This window comes from Sulfitobacter sp. L-8 (genome assembly GCF_056859255.1).
Window position 1 is genome coordinate 214413 of sequence record NZ_JBSXOD010000056.1, and the last position, 15569, is coordinate 229981.

12 protein-coding genes are annotated in these 15569 nt (G+C 58.3%); 6 read left to right on the plus strand and 6 right to left on the minus strand.

Annotated elements, in window-relative coordinates; translation table 11 throughout:
• Positions 1 to 69: 69 nt before the first annotated feature.
• Positions 70 to 1791 (minus strand): peptide ABC transporter substrate-binding protein, encoded by a 1722-nt coding sequence (locus tag AC13DE_RS17740; RefSeq protein WP_446295583.1) that lies wholly within the window; start codon positions 1789 to 1791, stop codon positions 70 to 72.
• A gap of 328 nt (positions 1792 to 2119) precedes the next feature.
• On the opposite strand from AC13DE_RS17740, the gene AC13DE_RS17745 reads away from it, so the two are divergent.
• Genes AC13DE_RS17745 through AC13DE_RS17765 form a run of 5 tightly spaced genes read left to right on the plus strand, consistent with a single transcriptional unit; the run spans position 2120 to position 8928 of the window.
• Positions 2120 to 3952, plus strand: coding sequence for an ABC transporter ATP-binding protein (locus tag AC13DE_RS17745; RefSeq protein WP_483048586.1), 1833 nt, complete (start codon positions 2120 to 2122; stop codon positions 3950 to 3952).
• 12 nt (positions 3953 to 3964) lie between these two features.
• Positions 3965 to 5128 (plus strand): acetylornithine deacetylase, encoded by a 1164-nt coding sequence (argE, locus tag AC13DE_RS17750; RefSeq protein ID WP_483048587.1) that lies wholly within the window; start codon positions 3965 to 3967, stop codon positions 5126 to 5128.
• Positions 5129 to 5178: 50 nt separating this feature from the next.
• Positions 5179 to 6522, plus strand: coding sequence for an NAD(P)/FAD-dependent oxidoreductase (locus AC13DE_RS17755; protein ID WP_446314044.1), 1344 nt, complete (start codon positions 5179 to 5181; stop codon positions 6520 to 6522).
• A 29-nt stretch (positions 6523 to 6551) separates the two neighbouring features.
• Positions 6552 to 7715 carry a M20 aminoacylase family protein gene (locus AC13DE_RS17760; protein WP_483048588.1) on the plus strand — a complete coding sequence of 388 codons (1164 nt, stop codon included), beginning with the start codon at positions 6552 to 6554 and terminating at the stop codon, positions 7713 to 7715.
• 49 nt (positions 7716 to 7764) lie between these two features.
• The gene (locus tag AC13DE_RS17765; RefSeq protein WP_483048589.1) at positions 7765 to 8928 is read left to right on the plus strand and encodes a M20 aminoacylase family protein; all 1164 of its coding nucleotides are present in this window, start codon (positions 7765 to 7767) and stop codon (positions 8926 to 8928) included.
• A 73-nt stretch (positions 8929 to 9001) separates the two neighbouring features.
• On the opposite strand, the gene AC13DE_RS17770 is transcribed toward AC13DE_RS17765, so the two are convergent.
• From AC13DE_RS17770 to moaA, 3 genes are read right to left on the minus strand one after another with little or no spacing between them, the layout of a single operon-like run.
• Positions 9002 to 10063, minus strand: a complete 1062-nt coding sequence (locus AC13DE_RS17770; protein WP_483048590.1) for a glycosyltransferase family 4 protein — start codon at positions 10061 to 10063, stop codon at positions 9002 to 9004.
• The gene (locus AC13DE_RS17775; RefSeq protein WP_483048591.1) at positions 10060 to 11346 is read right to left on the minus strand and encodes a 3-deoxy-D-manno-octulosonic acid transferase; all 1287 of its coding nucleotides are present in this window, start codon (positions 11344 to 11346) and stop codon (positions 10060 to 10062) included. The genes AC13DE_RS17770 and AC13DE_RS17775 overlap by 4 nt, the downstream gene beginning before the upstream one ends.
• Positions 11347 to 11353: 7 nt before the next feature.
• On the minus strand, positions 11354 to 12361 hold the full coding sequence (gene moaA / locus AC13DE_RS17780) for a GTP 3',8-cyclase MoaA (RefSeq protein WP_446295654.1): 1008 nt from the start codon (positions 12359 to 12361) through the stop codon (positions 11354 to 11356).
• An 86-nt stretch (positions 12362 to 12447) separates the two neighbouring features.
• On the opposite strand from moaA, the gene AC13DE_RS17785 reads away from it, so the two are divergent.
• Positions 12448 to 12999, plus strand: coding sequence for a hypothetical protein (locus tag AC13DE_RS17785; protein ID WP_483048592.1), 552 nt, complete (start codon positions 12448 to 12450; stop codon positions 12997 to 12999).
• A gap of 48 nt (positions 13000 to 13047) precedes the next feature.
• Here the strand turns inward: AC13DE_RS17785 and AC13DE_RS17790 are convergent, their stop codons facing one another.
• Positions 13048 to 13752 (minus strand): DNA alkylation repair protein, encoded by a 705-nt coding sequence (locus AC13DE_RS17790; protein WP_483048593.1) that lies wholly within the window; start codon positions 13750 to 13752, stop codon positions 13048 to 13050.
• Positions 13749 to 15569, minus strand: a complete 1821-nt coding sequence (gene glmS, locus AC13DE_RS17795; RefSeq protein ID WP_483048594.1) for a glutamine--fructose-6-phosphate transaminase (isomerizing) — start codon at positions 15567 to 15569, stop codon at positions 13749 to 13751. The genes AC13DE_RS17790 and glmS overlap by 4 nt, the downstream gene beginning before the upstream one ends.

Genomic DNA, 15569 nt, shown 5'->3' on the forward strand with positions numbered 1-15569 from the left:
TTGAGACAGGACATCAAGTGATGAGAAGCACACCCCGGGGGGGGGCGTGCTTCTCTTTTGTATTTTGGCTTATTCCTTGATGCGATACCAATCTGCGGCATTCCACAATTCCGAATCCCATGTGTTCAGGATCACGCCGCCCAGTGTCGTGGACGCAGCAGAGACCCGTCCGCGATCGACAAGGGGTACAATCGTCATGGTTTCCTTGGTGATGATGTCGTTCAGCTTCTTGGCAATCTCGCCACGCTTGCTCAGTTCACCGGTGCGCGACAGTTCGTCCAGCAACGCGTCATACTCTTCGTTGCAGAAACGGTTGATGTTTTCGCCCTGCCACTGGCTTGATGGTTTTGGTTCACCGCCGCAACGGTAGGCAGACAGGTAGGCCTGCGGGTCAGTGCCGTCAAAGTTGTTGGCGTACATTTCGACGTCGGCATAGAACTTCTGGAAGGTATCGGGCGAACCGGGGTCGCCACCAAAGAAGACGGACGCATCAAGGTTGCGCAGTTCGACTTCGACACCGATCTGGTTCCACCAGTCTTTGATCAGCGCCTGGAAATCCTGACGGACAGCGTTGGTCGAGGTCTGGTACAGCAGCGACAGTTTCTTGCCGTCCTTGTCGCGGATGCCGTCACCATCGGAGTCGGTCCAGCCGGCTTCTTCCAGCAGCGCCTTGGCACCTTCCAGATCCTGTGTCAGGCATTCGGTATTGTCCGATGCGTAAAGCTCGGGGGCAGGTACCAGGTTGCAGGTCGGACGACCCGCCTGACCATAGCCGACTTCGACCAGCAAGGGGCGGTCAATCGCCATGGAGAGCGCCTTGCGCACCTTGAAGTCCGACAGGATCGGGTGCGGGTGGGCGACGGTCGCGCGTTCACCCTCGGGCAGATCAGGCGATGGATCGGTCATGTTCATCTCGATCCGTTCGACCAGTGTGCCGAACGCCGAGATCGGCTTGCCTTTGCCACCTTCGGCCATTTTCGCCAACACATCCGGTGCAAGCTGCATGTTCCACGCGTAATCGTATTCGCCGGTTTCCATGACGGCGCGGCCCGCGGCATTTGCGTCGCCGCCGCCTTTGAATGTCAACGATGCGAAGGCAGGTTTGCCCGGATCGCGATAGTTGGGGTTGGCTTCCATCTGGATCACGTCATTGGGACGGAAATCCGTCACCATGAATGGTCCCGTGCCGATCGGGTTAAAGTTGGCCTCGGTGCATTCGGGTGCTTTTGCGCCCAGACATTCAGCGAACTGAGCCTTTTGAATGATCGGGGATTGCGCGCCCATGAAGGGTCCGTATGGATTTGGCTTGGCGTCCTTGAAATTTACCTTCACGGTCAAATCGTCGATCACGTCAATGCTTTCAACGCCGTCGAATTTGGATGCCTGCGCACAGCCACCGTCCGGTGCCATGCAATAATCGGCGGTAAACTTGACATCCGCCGACGTCACGGGGCTGCCGTCCGACCATAACAGGCCTTCTTTCAGCTTCCACGTGATGGATTTGAGATCTTCGGATACACCGCCGTTTTCGACAGTTGGGATCTCAGCGGCAAGATAGGGGACCAGAGCGCCGGTTTCGTCATAACGGCCCAACGGTTCGATCACCAAGCTTGCCGCCTCAAGATCCTTGGTGCCACCGGAAAGGTATGGCGTCATGATCGAGGGGGCTTGCCAGTAGATAATCTTGACTTCGCCATCGCGCCCGCGCTCGCCCTCGTGGGCAGCCGCAAAGGCCGCGGGGGCAAGGGCAACCGATGCCACTGCACCCATTAAAAGGGTTTTCATATTCATAACTTACTCCTTGTTGGACACTCTATTTTTCCTGGTGTCGCGTTCTTTTTTTGTCGGCACCACCTACGCGATGCGGTTTCGACAGTCTTATGATCGTTTCAAAAAGGTCAAGAGCGCAAGTTCTGGTTTGTCTTGCGTTATCTCGCTCTGTCGACTCCTCGCCCTTTTTGCACGCGTCCATTTATGGAAACAGGTTTCGCACAAATTGCAAGCCTCGTGAATGATGCCGTAACGGACGGGCAGAGCGGGGTTTGACACTGGGTCACGAATGGCCTTAGCGTCAACAGATCAAAATAATTGATACATGAATAACATCAGCGGAAAAATTATGCTCGACCAGACCTCAGCGACACCTATCGCGCAGATTCAAGAGCTTAGGGTAGAGTTCCAGACCCAAGACGGTCCGGTTCTAGGCGTCGAGAATGTCAGTTTCGATATCCGTGCGGGTGAAACCGTGTGCGTTGTGGGCGAATCCGGATCCGGTAAATCGGTCTCCTCGTTATCGCTCATGCGGTTGGTGGAATTTGGTGGTGGCCGTATCGCGGGGGGCCGCCTGTTGTTTGAACGCCAGCATGCGCCTGCCATCGATTTGGCAAGGACCAATCAAGACATCATGCGTGAAATTCGTGGCAACGAAATCGGTATGATCTTTCAAGAGCCTATGACCGCACTGAACCCGGTCTTTACAGTGGGTCGCCAGCTGACCGAAGGGCTGCGCCTGCACAAGAAAATGTCGCGATCCGAGGCTGAATCCCGGGCGCTGGAACTGCTGACACAAGTGCGTATCCCCGAGCCCGAGCGCCGTCTGACGCAATACCCGCACGAGCTTTCGGGCGGGATGCGGCAGCGCGTGGTGATCGCCATGGCGCTGGCCTGTTCGCCAAGGTTGTTGATCGCTGACGAACCGACCACGGCACTGGACGTGACCATTCAGGCCGAAATCCTTGCCCTGATCGACCGTTTGAAACGCGAGACCGGGACCGCGGTCATGTTCATTACCCATGATATGGCAGTCGTTGCACAGATGGCGGACCGTGTGGTCGTCATGTTTCGGGGCAACAAGGTCGAAGAGGGAACTGTCGAGGAAATCTTTGAAAACCCCCAACACCCTTACACCAAGGCCCTTTTGGCCGCCGTTCCCAAGTTGGGGGAAATGCGCGGCAAGCCCTATCCCGAACCAATGAAGCTTTTGGGCACACAGAATAAGGAGATTGTGCCCATAAAAGGGACGCAAGACACCCTTTTGACGGTCAAGAACCTGACGACCCGGTTTCCTGTTACCGGGGGGTTCTTACGCCGCACCATCGCCAACGTACACGCGGTCGAAGATCTGTCGTTTACGATAAACAAAGGCCAGACTCTCAGCCTCGTGGGGGAATCGGGTTGCGGGAAATCCACGGCGGGACGATCGGTGCTGCGTTTGGTCGAACCAATGGCAGGTGAAATCAACATCGATGGCAAGGACATCATGGCGTTGAACGCCAAGGGCCTGCGCGAAGCGCGTCTGGACATGCAGATGATCTTTCAGGATCCGTTCGCGTCGCTGAACCCTCAGATGCAATTGTCTGATCAGGTTGCCGAACCGATCCACAATTTCGGCACCCTCAAGGGCGAAGCGTTGACCAAACGCATTGAAATGTTGTTTGATCGCGTCGAATTGCCGCGCAGTTTCATGCGCCGGTTTCCCCACGAACTTTCGGGCGGTCAGCGGCAGCGGGTGGCGATTGCGCGTGCCCTTGCGTTGAACCCCAAGCTTATCATCGCAGACGAAGCCGTATCGGCGCTGGACGTTTCGGTACAGGCGCAGGTGGTCAACCTGATGCTTGAGCTGCAACACGAACTTGGGCTGTCGTTCCTGTTCATCAGCCATGACATGGCGGTGGTTGAACGCGTCAGCCACCATGTCGGGGTGATGTATCTTGGGCGGATCGTGGAAATGGGGACGCGGTCGCAAGTCTTCGAGAACCCTCAGCACCCTTATACCCAAGCGCTGATGAAAGCCGTCCCGATTGCGGATCCGCGGATGAGGAAACAGGAAAGCGAGCTGAATTTCAAACCCATTCCATCACCCATTCACCCGACGGATTATGTCGCCGAGGCCTCAGTCTACAAAACCGTGTCCCCTGGCCATCAGGTGCTTATCACCGACAGTGGGTACTAAAGGATCAAATCGATGATGTCGCGCATGACCCCGTTTGCCATTATGGAAAAGCTGATAGGTTTTCCAACTGTATCACGCGATACCAACATTCCACTGATTGACTGGGTCGCTGACTATCTTGATGGCCATGGTATCGCGTCGCATCGCTATATCGAACCGGATCAGCCGAAACACGCCTTGTTTGCCCATGTCGGCCCTTTGGAGAAAGGGGCCGTTGTGCTTTCGGGGCACACCGATGTCGTGCCCGTGGATGGCCAGCCGTGGGACAGTGACCCCTTTAGCGTCGTCGAACGTGACGGGCGCTATTATGGCCGTGGTACCTGCGATATGAAGGGGTTCGATGCACTGGCAATCTGGGCCTTGGTCGAAGCCCGATACGCCGGTGTCAAACGCCCGCTTCAGCTTGCCCTCAGCTTTGATGAGGAAGTCGGTTGTTCCGGTGCGCCGCCGATGATTCAGGCGATGCAGTCGGCGCTGCCGCAAGGTGCGATGGTCATTGTCGGCGAACCCTCCAACCTCCAGGCGGTGACGGGTCACAAGGGCGGTATCGGTTTCAATACCCACGTGGTTGGGTTCGAGGTGCATTCGTCGCTTTTGCATACCGGGGTCAACGCAATCATGGCGGGGGCCAAGTTGATCGAATGGGCCAACGATACCAACACACAGAATATGGCCGACAAACCCACAGAGCTGGCGGCGATGTTCAACCCACCCTTTACCACCGCGCATGTCGGCATGATTTCGGGCGGTACCGCGCACAACATAACCGCCAAGGACTGCTATTTCGCGATGGATTTCCGCGTTGTTCCCGGTGAAGACAAGCATGCCTGGGGTAACGCCTATCTGGAAAAGGTGCGTGAAGTCGAAAAGCAGATGCAAGAGGTCGTGCCGGAAACCTATATCGAGGTGACACCCCGTTTCGACGTGCCCGCGCTTGAGCCAGAGAAAGACGGTCTGGCCGAAACCCTTGTTCGGCAAATCACCGGGGATAATGCCAGTCACAAGGTCAGCTATGGTACCGAAGCCGGACAGTTTCAGGAGGCCGGCTATAGCGCTGTTATCTGTGGTCCGGGCGATATCGCGCAAGCGCATCAACCAAATGAATATATCGAAATATCACAATTCGAGGCCGGGCATAGCTTCATGCGCGATCTGATTACCCGACTGTCAGCTTAGCGACGGGTCGGTATAGGGACCCACAACGAACCGACCCAAAAAGGCACGCCATGCAGTTTCCGATCAATCATGATACGCCGATCACCTATCCCGGACCACAGCCGGATGCAGCCGACGTTGTCGTGATTGGGGCCGGGATCATCGGCGTATGCACGGCGTTATTTCTGGCGCGTGACGGCTTGAAGGTGGCGTTGCTGGAAAAGGGCCGGGTCGCTGCTGAACAATCCAGCCGCAACTGGGGGTGGATACGCCAGCAGGGCCGCGACCCTGATGAAATGCCGATTATGTCAGAGGCGCAACGGCTGTGGCGTGAACTGGCGACGCAAACAAACGTCGATATCGGGCTGCGCCAAGGAGGCATCACGTATTTTGCCAGCAAGGCCAGGCAGCTTGCCGATTACGAAGAATGGTTGCCCCACGCCCGGGCCAACGGCGTAGACAGCAAGATCTTGTCCCAAGCAGAGGTCGCGGCGTTGTTTCCCGGCATGGCCGGACCATCGTTGGGTGCGCTGGTCACGCCGTCGGATCTGCGTGCGGAACCTTGGGTAGCGGTGCCTGCGCTTGCGGCGATTGCAGCCCGCGAAGGCGTCCAGATCATCGAAAGCTGTGCTGTCAGATCGCTGGACATCACGGACGGACGGGTGTCGGGTGTCGTCACTGAACAGGGCCGGATTGCTGCGGATAATGTCGTGCTGGCAGGCGGGGCCTGGTCTGCCTTGTTTTTGCGCAATCACGGCGTCAGTATGCCGCAGCTTTCGGTACGCGAAAATGTTGCGGCCACCGAACCGTTGCCCGAGATTTACGCAGGTGCGGCCGCAAATCGAAAAGTTGCATTCAGGCGGCGCGAAGATGGAGGCTATACCCTAGCACCACCGGGTGCGCCGGAGCTTTTCATCGGACCCGATGCGTGGCGCGCCTTGCCGCATTACATGACCCAACTGCGCGCCAATCCGTTCGGCCAGGTTCTGCATCCGTTTGCTCCAACGGGGTTTCCTGATGCATGGACAACCAAGCGCCGCTGGCGCGGCGATGAAAGTACGCCGTTTGAAGCGATGCGTATACTGAATCCGGCCCCAAACATGGGCAAGATCAGGCGTTTGCTTCGAAACTTTGCTGAAATGTTCCCGGACTTGCCGCCGGTGAAGCTCAAGGCGGCATGGGCAGGGATGATTGACACGATGCCCGATATCGTGCCCGTGGTGGACCGTGTGGATAGGTTGCCCGGGTTGACCATCGGCACCGGAATGTCAGGACACGGGTTCGGGATCGGGCCAGGAATGGGACGCGTGCTTGCGGCCCTTGCAACGGGAGGCGAGGTCGGTCACGATCTGTCCCGCTTCCGCCTGTCACGCTTTACCGATGGCAGCCCGATGATCCTTGGCCCCAATGTTTGACGCGCAACCCCCACGAAACGGAGCCCCCGATGCCGATCAAGAACCGCTTTGCTGACACCCACGCCGAGATCACCGCCTGGCGTCGCCACCTGCATACAATTCCCGAATTGATGTTCGATCTGCCGCGAACCTCTGCGTTTGTTGAACAAAAGCTGCGCAGCTTTGGCATCAGTGACATTACCACCGGCGTCGCGCAGACGGGGGTTGTCGCTGTTATCCAGGGTAAGACCAACAAGTCCGGGCGCACGATCGGCCTGCGCGCGGATATGGACGCGCTGCCGATCACCGAACTAACGGGTCTTGAGTATCAGTCGAAGACCCCCGGCAAGATGCACGCCTGCGGCCACGACGGCCACACGGCGATTCTGCTCGGGACGGCGCAGTATCTGGCCGAGACGCGCAATTTCGATGGGCGGGCCGTCTTGATCTTCCAACCTGCCGAAGAAGGTGGCGGCGGTGGAAATGTCATGGTCGAGGAAGGCCTGATGGATCGTTGGGCAATTGACGAAGTATATGGGTTGCACAATATGCCCGGCCACCCGGTCGGGGAATTCGCGATCTGTTCAGGACCATTGCTGGCCGCAGCGGACGAGTTCGACATTACCGTAACCGGGCAGGGCGGTCATGCAGCCGCACCGCACGAGGCGATCGATACCAATCTTGCCGCGGCCCATGTCGTGATCGCGCTGCAATCCATCGCCAGCCGAAACGTTGACCCGATTAAACAGGTTGTCGTGTCGGTCTGCACCCTGCGGTCCGATACAGACAGTCACAACGTCCTGCCGCAAACCGTGCGCCTGCGCGGCACCGTCCGTACCTTGGATGCGGGCGTGCGGGATCTGGCCCAGGAACGGCTCGAGGCGATCGTGACACATACCTGTGCGGCTTATCAGTGTCAGGCAGATATCACCTATGAACGGGGGTATCCAATCACTATCAATGCCGAGGAAAACACCGGCTTTGCGGCCGATGCTGCCGAAAAAGTGACACCGGGGGTGGATAGAAACACGCCGCCTATCATGGCAGGGGAAGATTTTTCGTATATGCTGAACAAACGTCCCGGCGCTTATATCATGCTGGGCAACGGGGATGGCCCGACCGTCCACCACCCGATGTACAATTTTAACGATGATGCCATTCCCGCCGGCTGTAGCTGGTTCGCGGAGATGGTGGAAACCCGATTGCCCGCCTAGTGCAGGCTTTGCTGCATGCGGATATGATCACTCTGAAGGACTGCCTGAAATGCCCGTGAAAAACCGATTTGCCGAACTCCACAACGACATTACCGAATGGCGTCGTGATCTGCATGAACATCCCGAAATCTTGTTCGAAACCCATCGCACCGCCGCCACGGTCGCACAAAAGTTACGCAGCTTTGGTTGCGACGAGGTGGTCGAAGGTATCGGCCGCACCGGCGTGGTCGGAGTGATCAAGGGAAATTCAACCACGTCCGGCAAGGTCATCGGTCTGCGTGCCGATATGGATGCGCTACCTATCCATGAACAGACCGGCGTTGAATATGCGTCGAAAACCCCAAACGCGATGCATGCCTGTGGTCACGATGGGCACACGGCCATGTTGCTGGGGGCGGCACAATATCTGGCGGAGACACGTAATTTCGACGGTACCGTCGTGGTCATTTTCCAGCCTGCCGAAGAAGGTGGCGGCGGCGGGCGCGAAATGTGTAACGACGGGATGATGGACCGTTGGAACATCCAGGAAGTCTATGGCATGCATAACTGGCCTGGCATTCCCGCAGGCCAGTTCAGCATCCGCACGGGGCCATTCTTTGCGGCGACTGATCTGTTGGAAATCGAGGTCGAAGGTCTGGGCGGTCACGCAGCCAAACCACACGAGACAATCGATACAGGGGTCGTCACCGCACATATCATCACCGCGTTGCAAACCATCGTCAGCCGCAATGCGGACCCGGTGGGCAATATTGTGGTGTCGATCACGTCGATCGAAACGTCTTCAAAGGCGTTTAACGTGATCCCGCAACGGGTAAACCTTCTGGGGACGGTACGTACCTTGTCGAACGACCTGCGGGATCTGGCCGAAAAACGTGTAACCGAGATTTGCGAAGGTATCGCGGCGACCTTCGGTGCGGTGGCACGGGTCAAGTACGTGCGCAACTATCCGGTGATGGTGAACCATGATGCCCAGACCGAATTTGCCGCAGACGTCGCGCGCAGCGTATCGGGTCAGTGCGATGAGGCACCGCTTGTCATGGGCGGAGAAGACTTTGCCTTCATGCTCGAAGAACGGCCCGGCGCTTATATTCTGGTCGGAAACGGTGACACCGCGATGGTCCACCACCCGATGTACAACTTCAACGATGACGTGATTCCGGCGGGTTGTAGCTGGTGGGCAGGTCTTGCGGAACAGCGCATGCCCCTGAATTGAGATGGTCAAAGGGGGGCAATGGACTTTGCACCCCTTTCTCCAACCGTGTACAGGCGGCCTCGAATTGCCGTTCCTAGCCTTCGGCTTTCAATAGGCGGCGATAGATCTTTACCAACGCGGCCGCTTCGCGTTCGATGGAAAAGTCAGACATGACATAGCTGCGTCCGGCCACGGCCCAATTGGCCAACCGGTCGCGGTCGGACAATGCGCTGTTGATAGCGTCAGACAGGGCGGGGATATCATCTGCATCGACCAAAAGTCCGGTTGTGTCCTGCACGACCAGCTTCTCAAAGGCCCCGACGCGGGTCGCCACCACCGGAACCCCGCAGGCCATCGCCTCAATCGGGGTTAGTCCAAAGCCTTCCCAGCGTTGCGGCGCCACGTACAGGTCAAGAACGCGGTAAAAATCGGCCATGTCGCCGACGGGCACTTCAGGCAGAAACAACACCCGGTCCTGCATCGCTTCGGCGCGCACCCGTTCTTTCAGACCCTGTTCAAACGCTTCGTATTTTTCGGTCGCACGTCCCATGACCAGGGCCACCACTTCCGGGTTGGTACGCAGCACAGGCAGCATCGCCTCTACAAAGGCATCGGTGCCTTTCTGTGCACGGATGCGACCGTAGCATCCGACAAGCGTCGCAGTGACGGGCAGCTTCAGGTCAGCTCTTAACGCCGCACGGTCGGGCGACGGAGAGAACCCTTCGGTGTCGATGCCGTGCATGATCACGTGGCCCGGATTTTCAAGATAAGCGTTCGTGCGATCAGACGTGGCCACGACCGCATCCATGCGCCGGATCAACCAACGCGTCAGGCCGGTTTGCCTGCGTTGACTGGCAGAGGTGAACATCAGCTTTAATCGCTTGCCCAGGACATAGCGCAGGGCAAGCCCGCCCAACATCTCGACATTACGCCGTGCATGCCAGACCCGCCAACCAGACGGACCACGCCGCGACATCGTGAGCAGGGACAGCAACGGTACCTGGGGTACGTCTTCCGGCACGACAGGGCCGGTTGCGACGATGGAAATACTGCGTGCCTGCAACGGAACCAAGCGCATCACGGTGGCCGTGACGCCGCTTAACCTGCGTTTAAAATTCGGGGCAATCACGTCAGTCTGGGCAAGCGGATGGGTCATGCGCGGTCTAGCTCCAAGGCTGTGATAAGGCGGGTGGCAATCGCGTCAAGCTGGTCGTCCTGGGCGGCGACAAAGCGCTGCGCCGCGGATGTCATCGCGGTCAATTCATCCGGGTTGGTCAGTAATTGCGCGACCCGCGCGGCAAGGTCGTCCCCATCTGCGATGATACGTGCCGCACCTTCGGCTTCAAGCAAGGCATAGGTTTCGGCGAATGCCGCTACATGATTGCCCGTCAGTACCGCCGCCCCGGATTGCGCGACCTCAAACGGATTATGGCCACCAATCGGCAACAGCGAACCGCCCAGAAAGACAATCTCCGAGACTTCATACCACAAGCCCAGTTCGCCCATTGTATCGGCCAGATAGACCTGACCGCCAGGCGCGTCGCCCCGGCTGCGCCGTTGGCACGATAAACCTGCTGCTTTGATCAAGTCCTCAACGATATCGCCGCGTTCGGGATGGCGGGGTGCCAGGATTAGGCATAGATCGGGGAACCGCTTCAGCAGGGTGCGATGGGCCGACAGCACAGCACGTTCTTCGCCGTCATGGGTCGAAGATGCGACCCAGGTCGGTCGGTCAGCCAATGTTGTACGGACCTCTGGCAGCGCATTGGCATCCACCGGAAGCGGGCCGGCCATGGATTTCAGGTTCACGCCGCGTGCGACGCGGTCTTCAGGGGCATGCATCCGAAGCATATTTCGCGCCATTGCATCGTTCTGGGTCAGGATCAGCGCGAATACGTCAAAGATATACCGCGCGGCCCGGGGCCATTCGGCCCAAAATGACACGGTCTTTTCCGACATGCGAGCGTTGACCAGCGCCATGCGTGCCCCGGTTGCGTGGGTGCGGCGCAGCATTTGCGGCCACAGTTCGCTTTCCACAAAAATCGCCGCGTTGGGGTGCCAGTGTTTCAGGAACCGCTTGACGGGGCGCGGCGCGTCCAATGGGGCGAATTGATGTATGGTGCGGGGCGGCAAGCGCTGTGCAACCAGCTTGGCCGAGGTCGCGGTGCCGGAAGTGATCAGAAACTGCGCGGTGGGCAACATCTGGCCCATTCGGGTAATGAGCGCCAGGACCGACAGGCTTTCGCCTACCGATGCTGCATGCAGCCACACAAGCGGGCCCGCTTGAGGCCGGGGTTGCGTGGCACGGCCCAGCTTTTCCCGACTGCGCTTTGTCGTGACGCCCTGCGCGTGCAACTTGCGCATGGACGACCGCGCCGCGAACGGTGCCAGGACCATGCTTGCAAGGATCCATGCGCGATACAGAAACGGGGCAGACATGCCCCGATCAGCCGCCCGTATGGCTCATGTGGCGCGGCATCTGCCCGTCAAGCTTCTGACGGGAATAATCGAAGTCATGTCCCTTGGGCTTGAGGTTGATCGCGGCGCGGATCGCATCTTTCAGCGGGGCATCATCATCAGGATGGTTGCGCAGGGGCGCGCGCAGATCGGCTACGTCTTCCTGACCCAGACACATGAAGATTTCACCGGTGCAGGTGATCCGCACGCGGTTACAGCTTTCGCAGAAATTGTGGCTTAGCGGGGTGATAAAACCAATCTTCTGACCAGTTTCCTCAAGCCGGACATAGCGGGCAGGACCGCCGGTGTTCTCGGCCAAGTCGGTCACGGTGTAGTGGTTTTCATAGGTCTTGCGCACGTCTTTCAGCGACCAATACTGGCCAAGCCGATCTTCATTGCCCAGGTCACCCATCGGCATGACCTCGATCCAGGTCAGGTCAATCCCGCGGTCCGCACACCAGGCGGTCATGCTGGGCAGTTCGGATTCGTTGAAGCCTTTCAGAGCCACCGCATTGATCTTGACCCGCAGCCCCGCCGCTTGCGCCGCGTCGATGCCGCGCAACACCTGAGGCAGACGGCCCCACCGGGTGATATCGGCGAACTTCTGGTCGTCAAGCGTATCCAGGGATACATTAACCCGGCGCACGCCAGCCGCATAAAGATCACTGGCAAAGCGTTCAAGCTGGCTGCCGTTGGTGGTGAGTGTCAGCTCTTTCAGGGTGCCCGCGTCCAGGTGGCGCGTCATGCTGTCGAAGAAAGTCATGATCCCCTTGCGAACCAACGGCTCTCCGCCGGTAATCCGCAGTTTTTGCACACCCAGATCAATGAAGTTGGTGCAGAGCCGATCCAGTTCTTCCAGCGTCAAAAGCTCTTTCTTCGGCAGAAAGGTCATGTTTTCGGACATGCAATAGACGCAGCGAAAATCGCAGCGGTCTGTGACAGAGACACGCAGGTATGTGATAGCGCGGGCGAAAGGGTCAATCAAAGGTGCATTCATACAGTATAGGTAAACATCGGCCCATGCGGGGGCAAGTGGCATTTAGTTGATTGAAGCAACAGCCGCGCGCGCGTAGTCTTGGCCGCATGAAACATTATTTTGTTATTGGTGTGGTGATGTTCGGCGTCACCGCGTGCGGCATGACGGCTGACCGTGGTACCGGCACGGGCACGCTACCGACTGCGGCATCGTCGGCTTCGGCGATCGGGTCTGCAAACGGTCTATCCAGCGGCGGTTCGGGCGACGGCAGTTCGGCCGACCCGTCCGCCTTGGCCTCTGTCACCGAAGCGGCAGCCCCATCTCCGACCGCGAAAACCGCCGAAGCGCTGGATACGACAACCCCCAAACAACGCGCCGCAGCTTCTCGCCCTGCTAAGACGGGTGCCACGCAACTTGGGTCCACTGTCGCATCACTAGGCAATGCGACAGAGCCTGGATTGTGGTTGAAAACACCTTTGGTGAAGACCGAAATGCAGGGCCGCGTGACCAATCCTGCCACTGGCAAGTCATCCACCGTGACATTGCTTCCGATCGCGGGATCGGCCTCTGCCGGTAGCCGCATGTCGCTGGCCGCACTGCGCCTGATCGGTGCGTCTTTGACAGATCTGACTACGGTGAATGTGTCCACGGGGGGCTGATGGAACCGGGTGCGACGTTTTGCCTGAAGCTCGCGGCGAAACCGCCGATTAACCCTCGGCGTCCGGCTCGACTTCGGGCAGGTAGCGTGACGCTTCCTTGATCGCGTAGGATTTCATCAGGCTGCGGTTCTGTGCAATGAAATCCGCCGCACGTTTCGGATCATGCCGGCTCAGGTCACGGACCCACCACGCAATTGCCTTTTGCATGATACCATTTCTGACAGGCAGATAACCCGATGCCCAGCCAAGAATGCGCTCACGGGCTTCGATTTCATCGGGTTTGGGGTTGTTCTGCTTGGCCCAAGGCAGGGTCGCAACAAGAGCGGCGCGGCGCGCCCAAAGATCGCCTGATTGCGTCCAGAGTTCCACTGCGTTCAGGCGCGCTGGATCGGCAAGCAGCCGCTTTTGGATGGCGCTACAAGCGTGATCGGCGATAGCCCAGCTGTCAAAGTCGGGCACCCAGCTTTGCAACAACTCCCACGCTGCCGCGTCATCGGGGCGCATCCGGGCTTGGGTCAGCAGTTTCGCTGCGGCGACGCGCGCCTCGAATATGTCGGTATCCCACAGCGTCGCGGCCAACGTAATGCGGTCGGCGAGGTCAAGTTCATCACGCCACGCCTTGGTCAGGTCGTTTATATGGGGGTTGCTCACCCCCAGATAGGGCCGGTCGATCTTATGATAAGCCTGCATTTTCGGTATCGATGACTCATCTGACAGCGCGGTCAGTGCTTCAAGATATCGAGAGGTGTTCATTCGACCGTAACCGATTTGGCAAGATTTCGGGGCTGATCCACGTCGGTACCTTTGGCGATGGCGGTATGATAGGCCAACAGTTGCGCCGGGATAGCATACAGGATCGGGGCCAGTGCATCGGCGATCCGAGGCATCTCTATCTGAGCCCAGGTCCCTTCGGATTCTTCGTCAAGGCCCGTGCGGTCCGAGATCAAAATGACCTTGCCCTGCCGCGCCATCACCTCTTGCATGTTGCTTACGGTCTTATCGAACAGGTTATCCTTGGGGGCCATGACAACAACAGGCACGTCTTCATCAATCAGCGCGATGGGCCCGTGTTTCAACTCGCCTGACGCATAAGCTTCGGCGTGTATATAGCTGATTTCCTTAAGTTTAAGGGCACCCTCAAGCGCCAGTGGGAACATCGGCCCCCGTCCCAGGAACAGAACATCGCGGGCAGATGAGAGCTTGTACGCAGCATCACGTATCGCCGTGTTCTGTTCCAACGCGACGTTGATAAGCGACGGGATAGAGCGCAACCCAGAGATATGATCGGCAAGCTGCTCCTGTGTGATGGCACCGCGATCCACCGCCGCCTTGAGCACCAGAAGAAACAGGACTGTAAGCTGACAGGTGAAGGCCTTGGTCGACGCAACGCCGACTTCGACGCCCGCATAGATCGGCAGGGCAAGATTGCTTTCGCGCGCGATTGACGATTCAGTGACGTTGACGACCGATGTGATCGTATCGGCTTTGTCCGCGCAGTACCGCAGCGCGGCCAGTGTATCCGCAGTTTCGCCTGACTGGCTGACGAAAAGCGCCATGGTGCGGTTGGATATCGGCGGTTCACGATAGCGGAATTCCGAAGCAACATCGACCTCGACCGGAAGGCGCGCAATTTGCTCGAACCAGTATTTTGCGGTCAGGCATGCGTAAAAGGCAGTGCCGCAGGCGACCATCGTGATGCGTTCAATGGCTGTAAAGTCCAACCCGGGGTCGGGCAACACAATCTGGCCCTCGGCGGTCAAGTATTGCGACAAGGCCGCACCGATGACGCTGGGCTGTTCGGCGATTTCCTTGGCCATAAAGTGCTTGTGACCGTCTTTGTTCACGCGGGTATTGTCCAGACTGATGGTCTTGATCGCCCGATTGGCAAGCTGGCCATGCGCATCATAGATTTCTACCGATGCGCGTCTGAGGATGGCCATGTCGCCTTCCTCGAGATAGGTAAGCCGGTCTGTCATGGGCGACAGCGCAATCGCATCGCTGCCCAAGAACATCTCGTTGTCGCCATATCCTATCGCAAGAGGGGCCCCCTTGCGGGCACCGATCATCAAATCGGGTTCACCGTCGAACAGAAGTGCCAATGCAAAGGCACCATGCAGGCGTTTGATGGTCTTCGTAGCCGCTTCGATCGGGCTCAGGCCTTCGTTCATGTGTAGCTGGGTCAGCAGCGCCACGGTCTCGGTGTCTGTTTCGCTGACAAATGTCACGCCCTTCGCGGACAGTTCTGCCCGAAGCTCGCGAAAGTTCTCGATGATCCCGTTATGGACAACGGCAACCGGGCTGGCCATGTGGGGATGCGCATTCGCAACTGTCGGAGCACCGTGGGTGGCCCAACGGGTGTGACCGATTCCGGATTTGCCTGCCAGCGGTTCATGAACCAACAGATCCGACAGGTTCACCAGTTTTCCCACCGCCCGGCGACGGTCGAGTTGACCTTCGTGGACTGTGGCTATGCCTGCGCTGTCATATCCCCTGTACTCAAGACGCTTCAGCGCTTCGACCAGAATAGGAGCGACTTCGTGCTGTCCGAGGACCCCGACAATTCCACACAT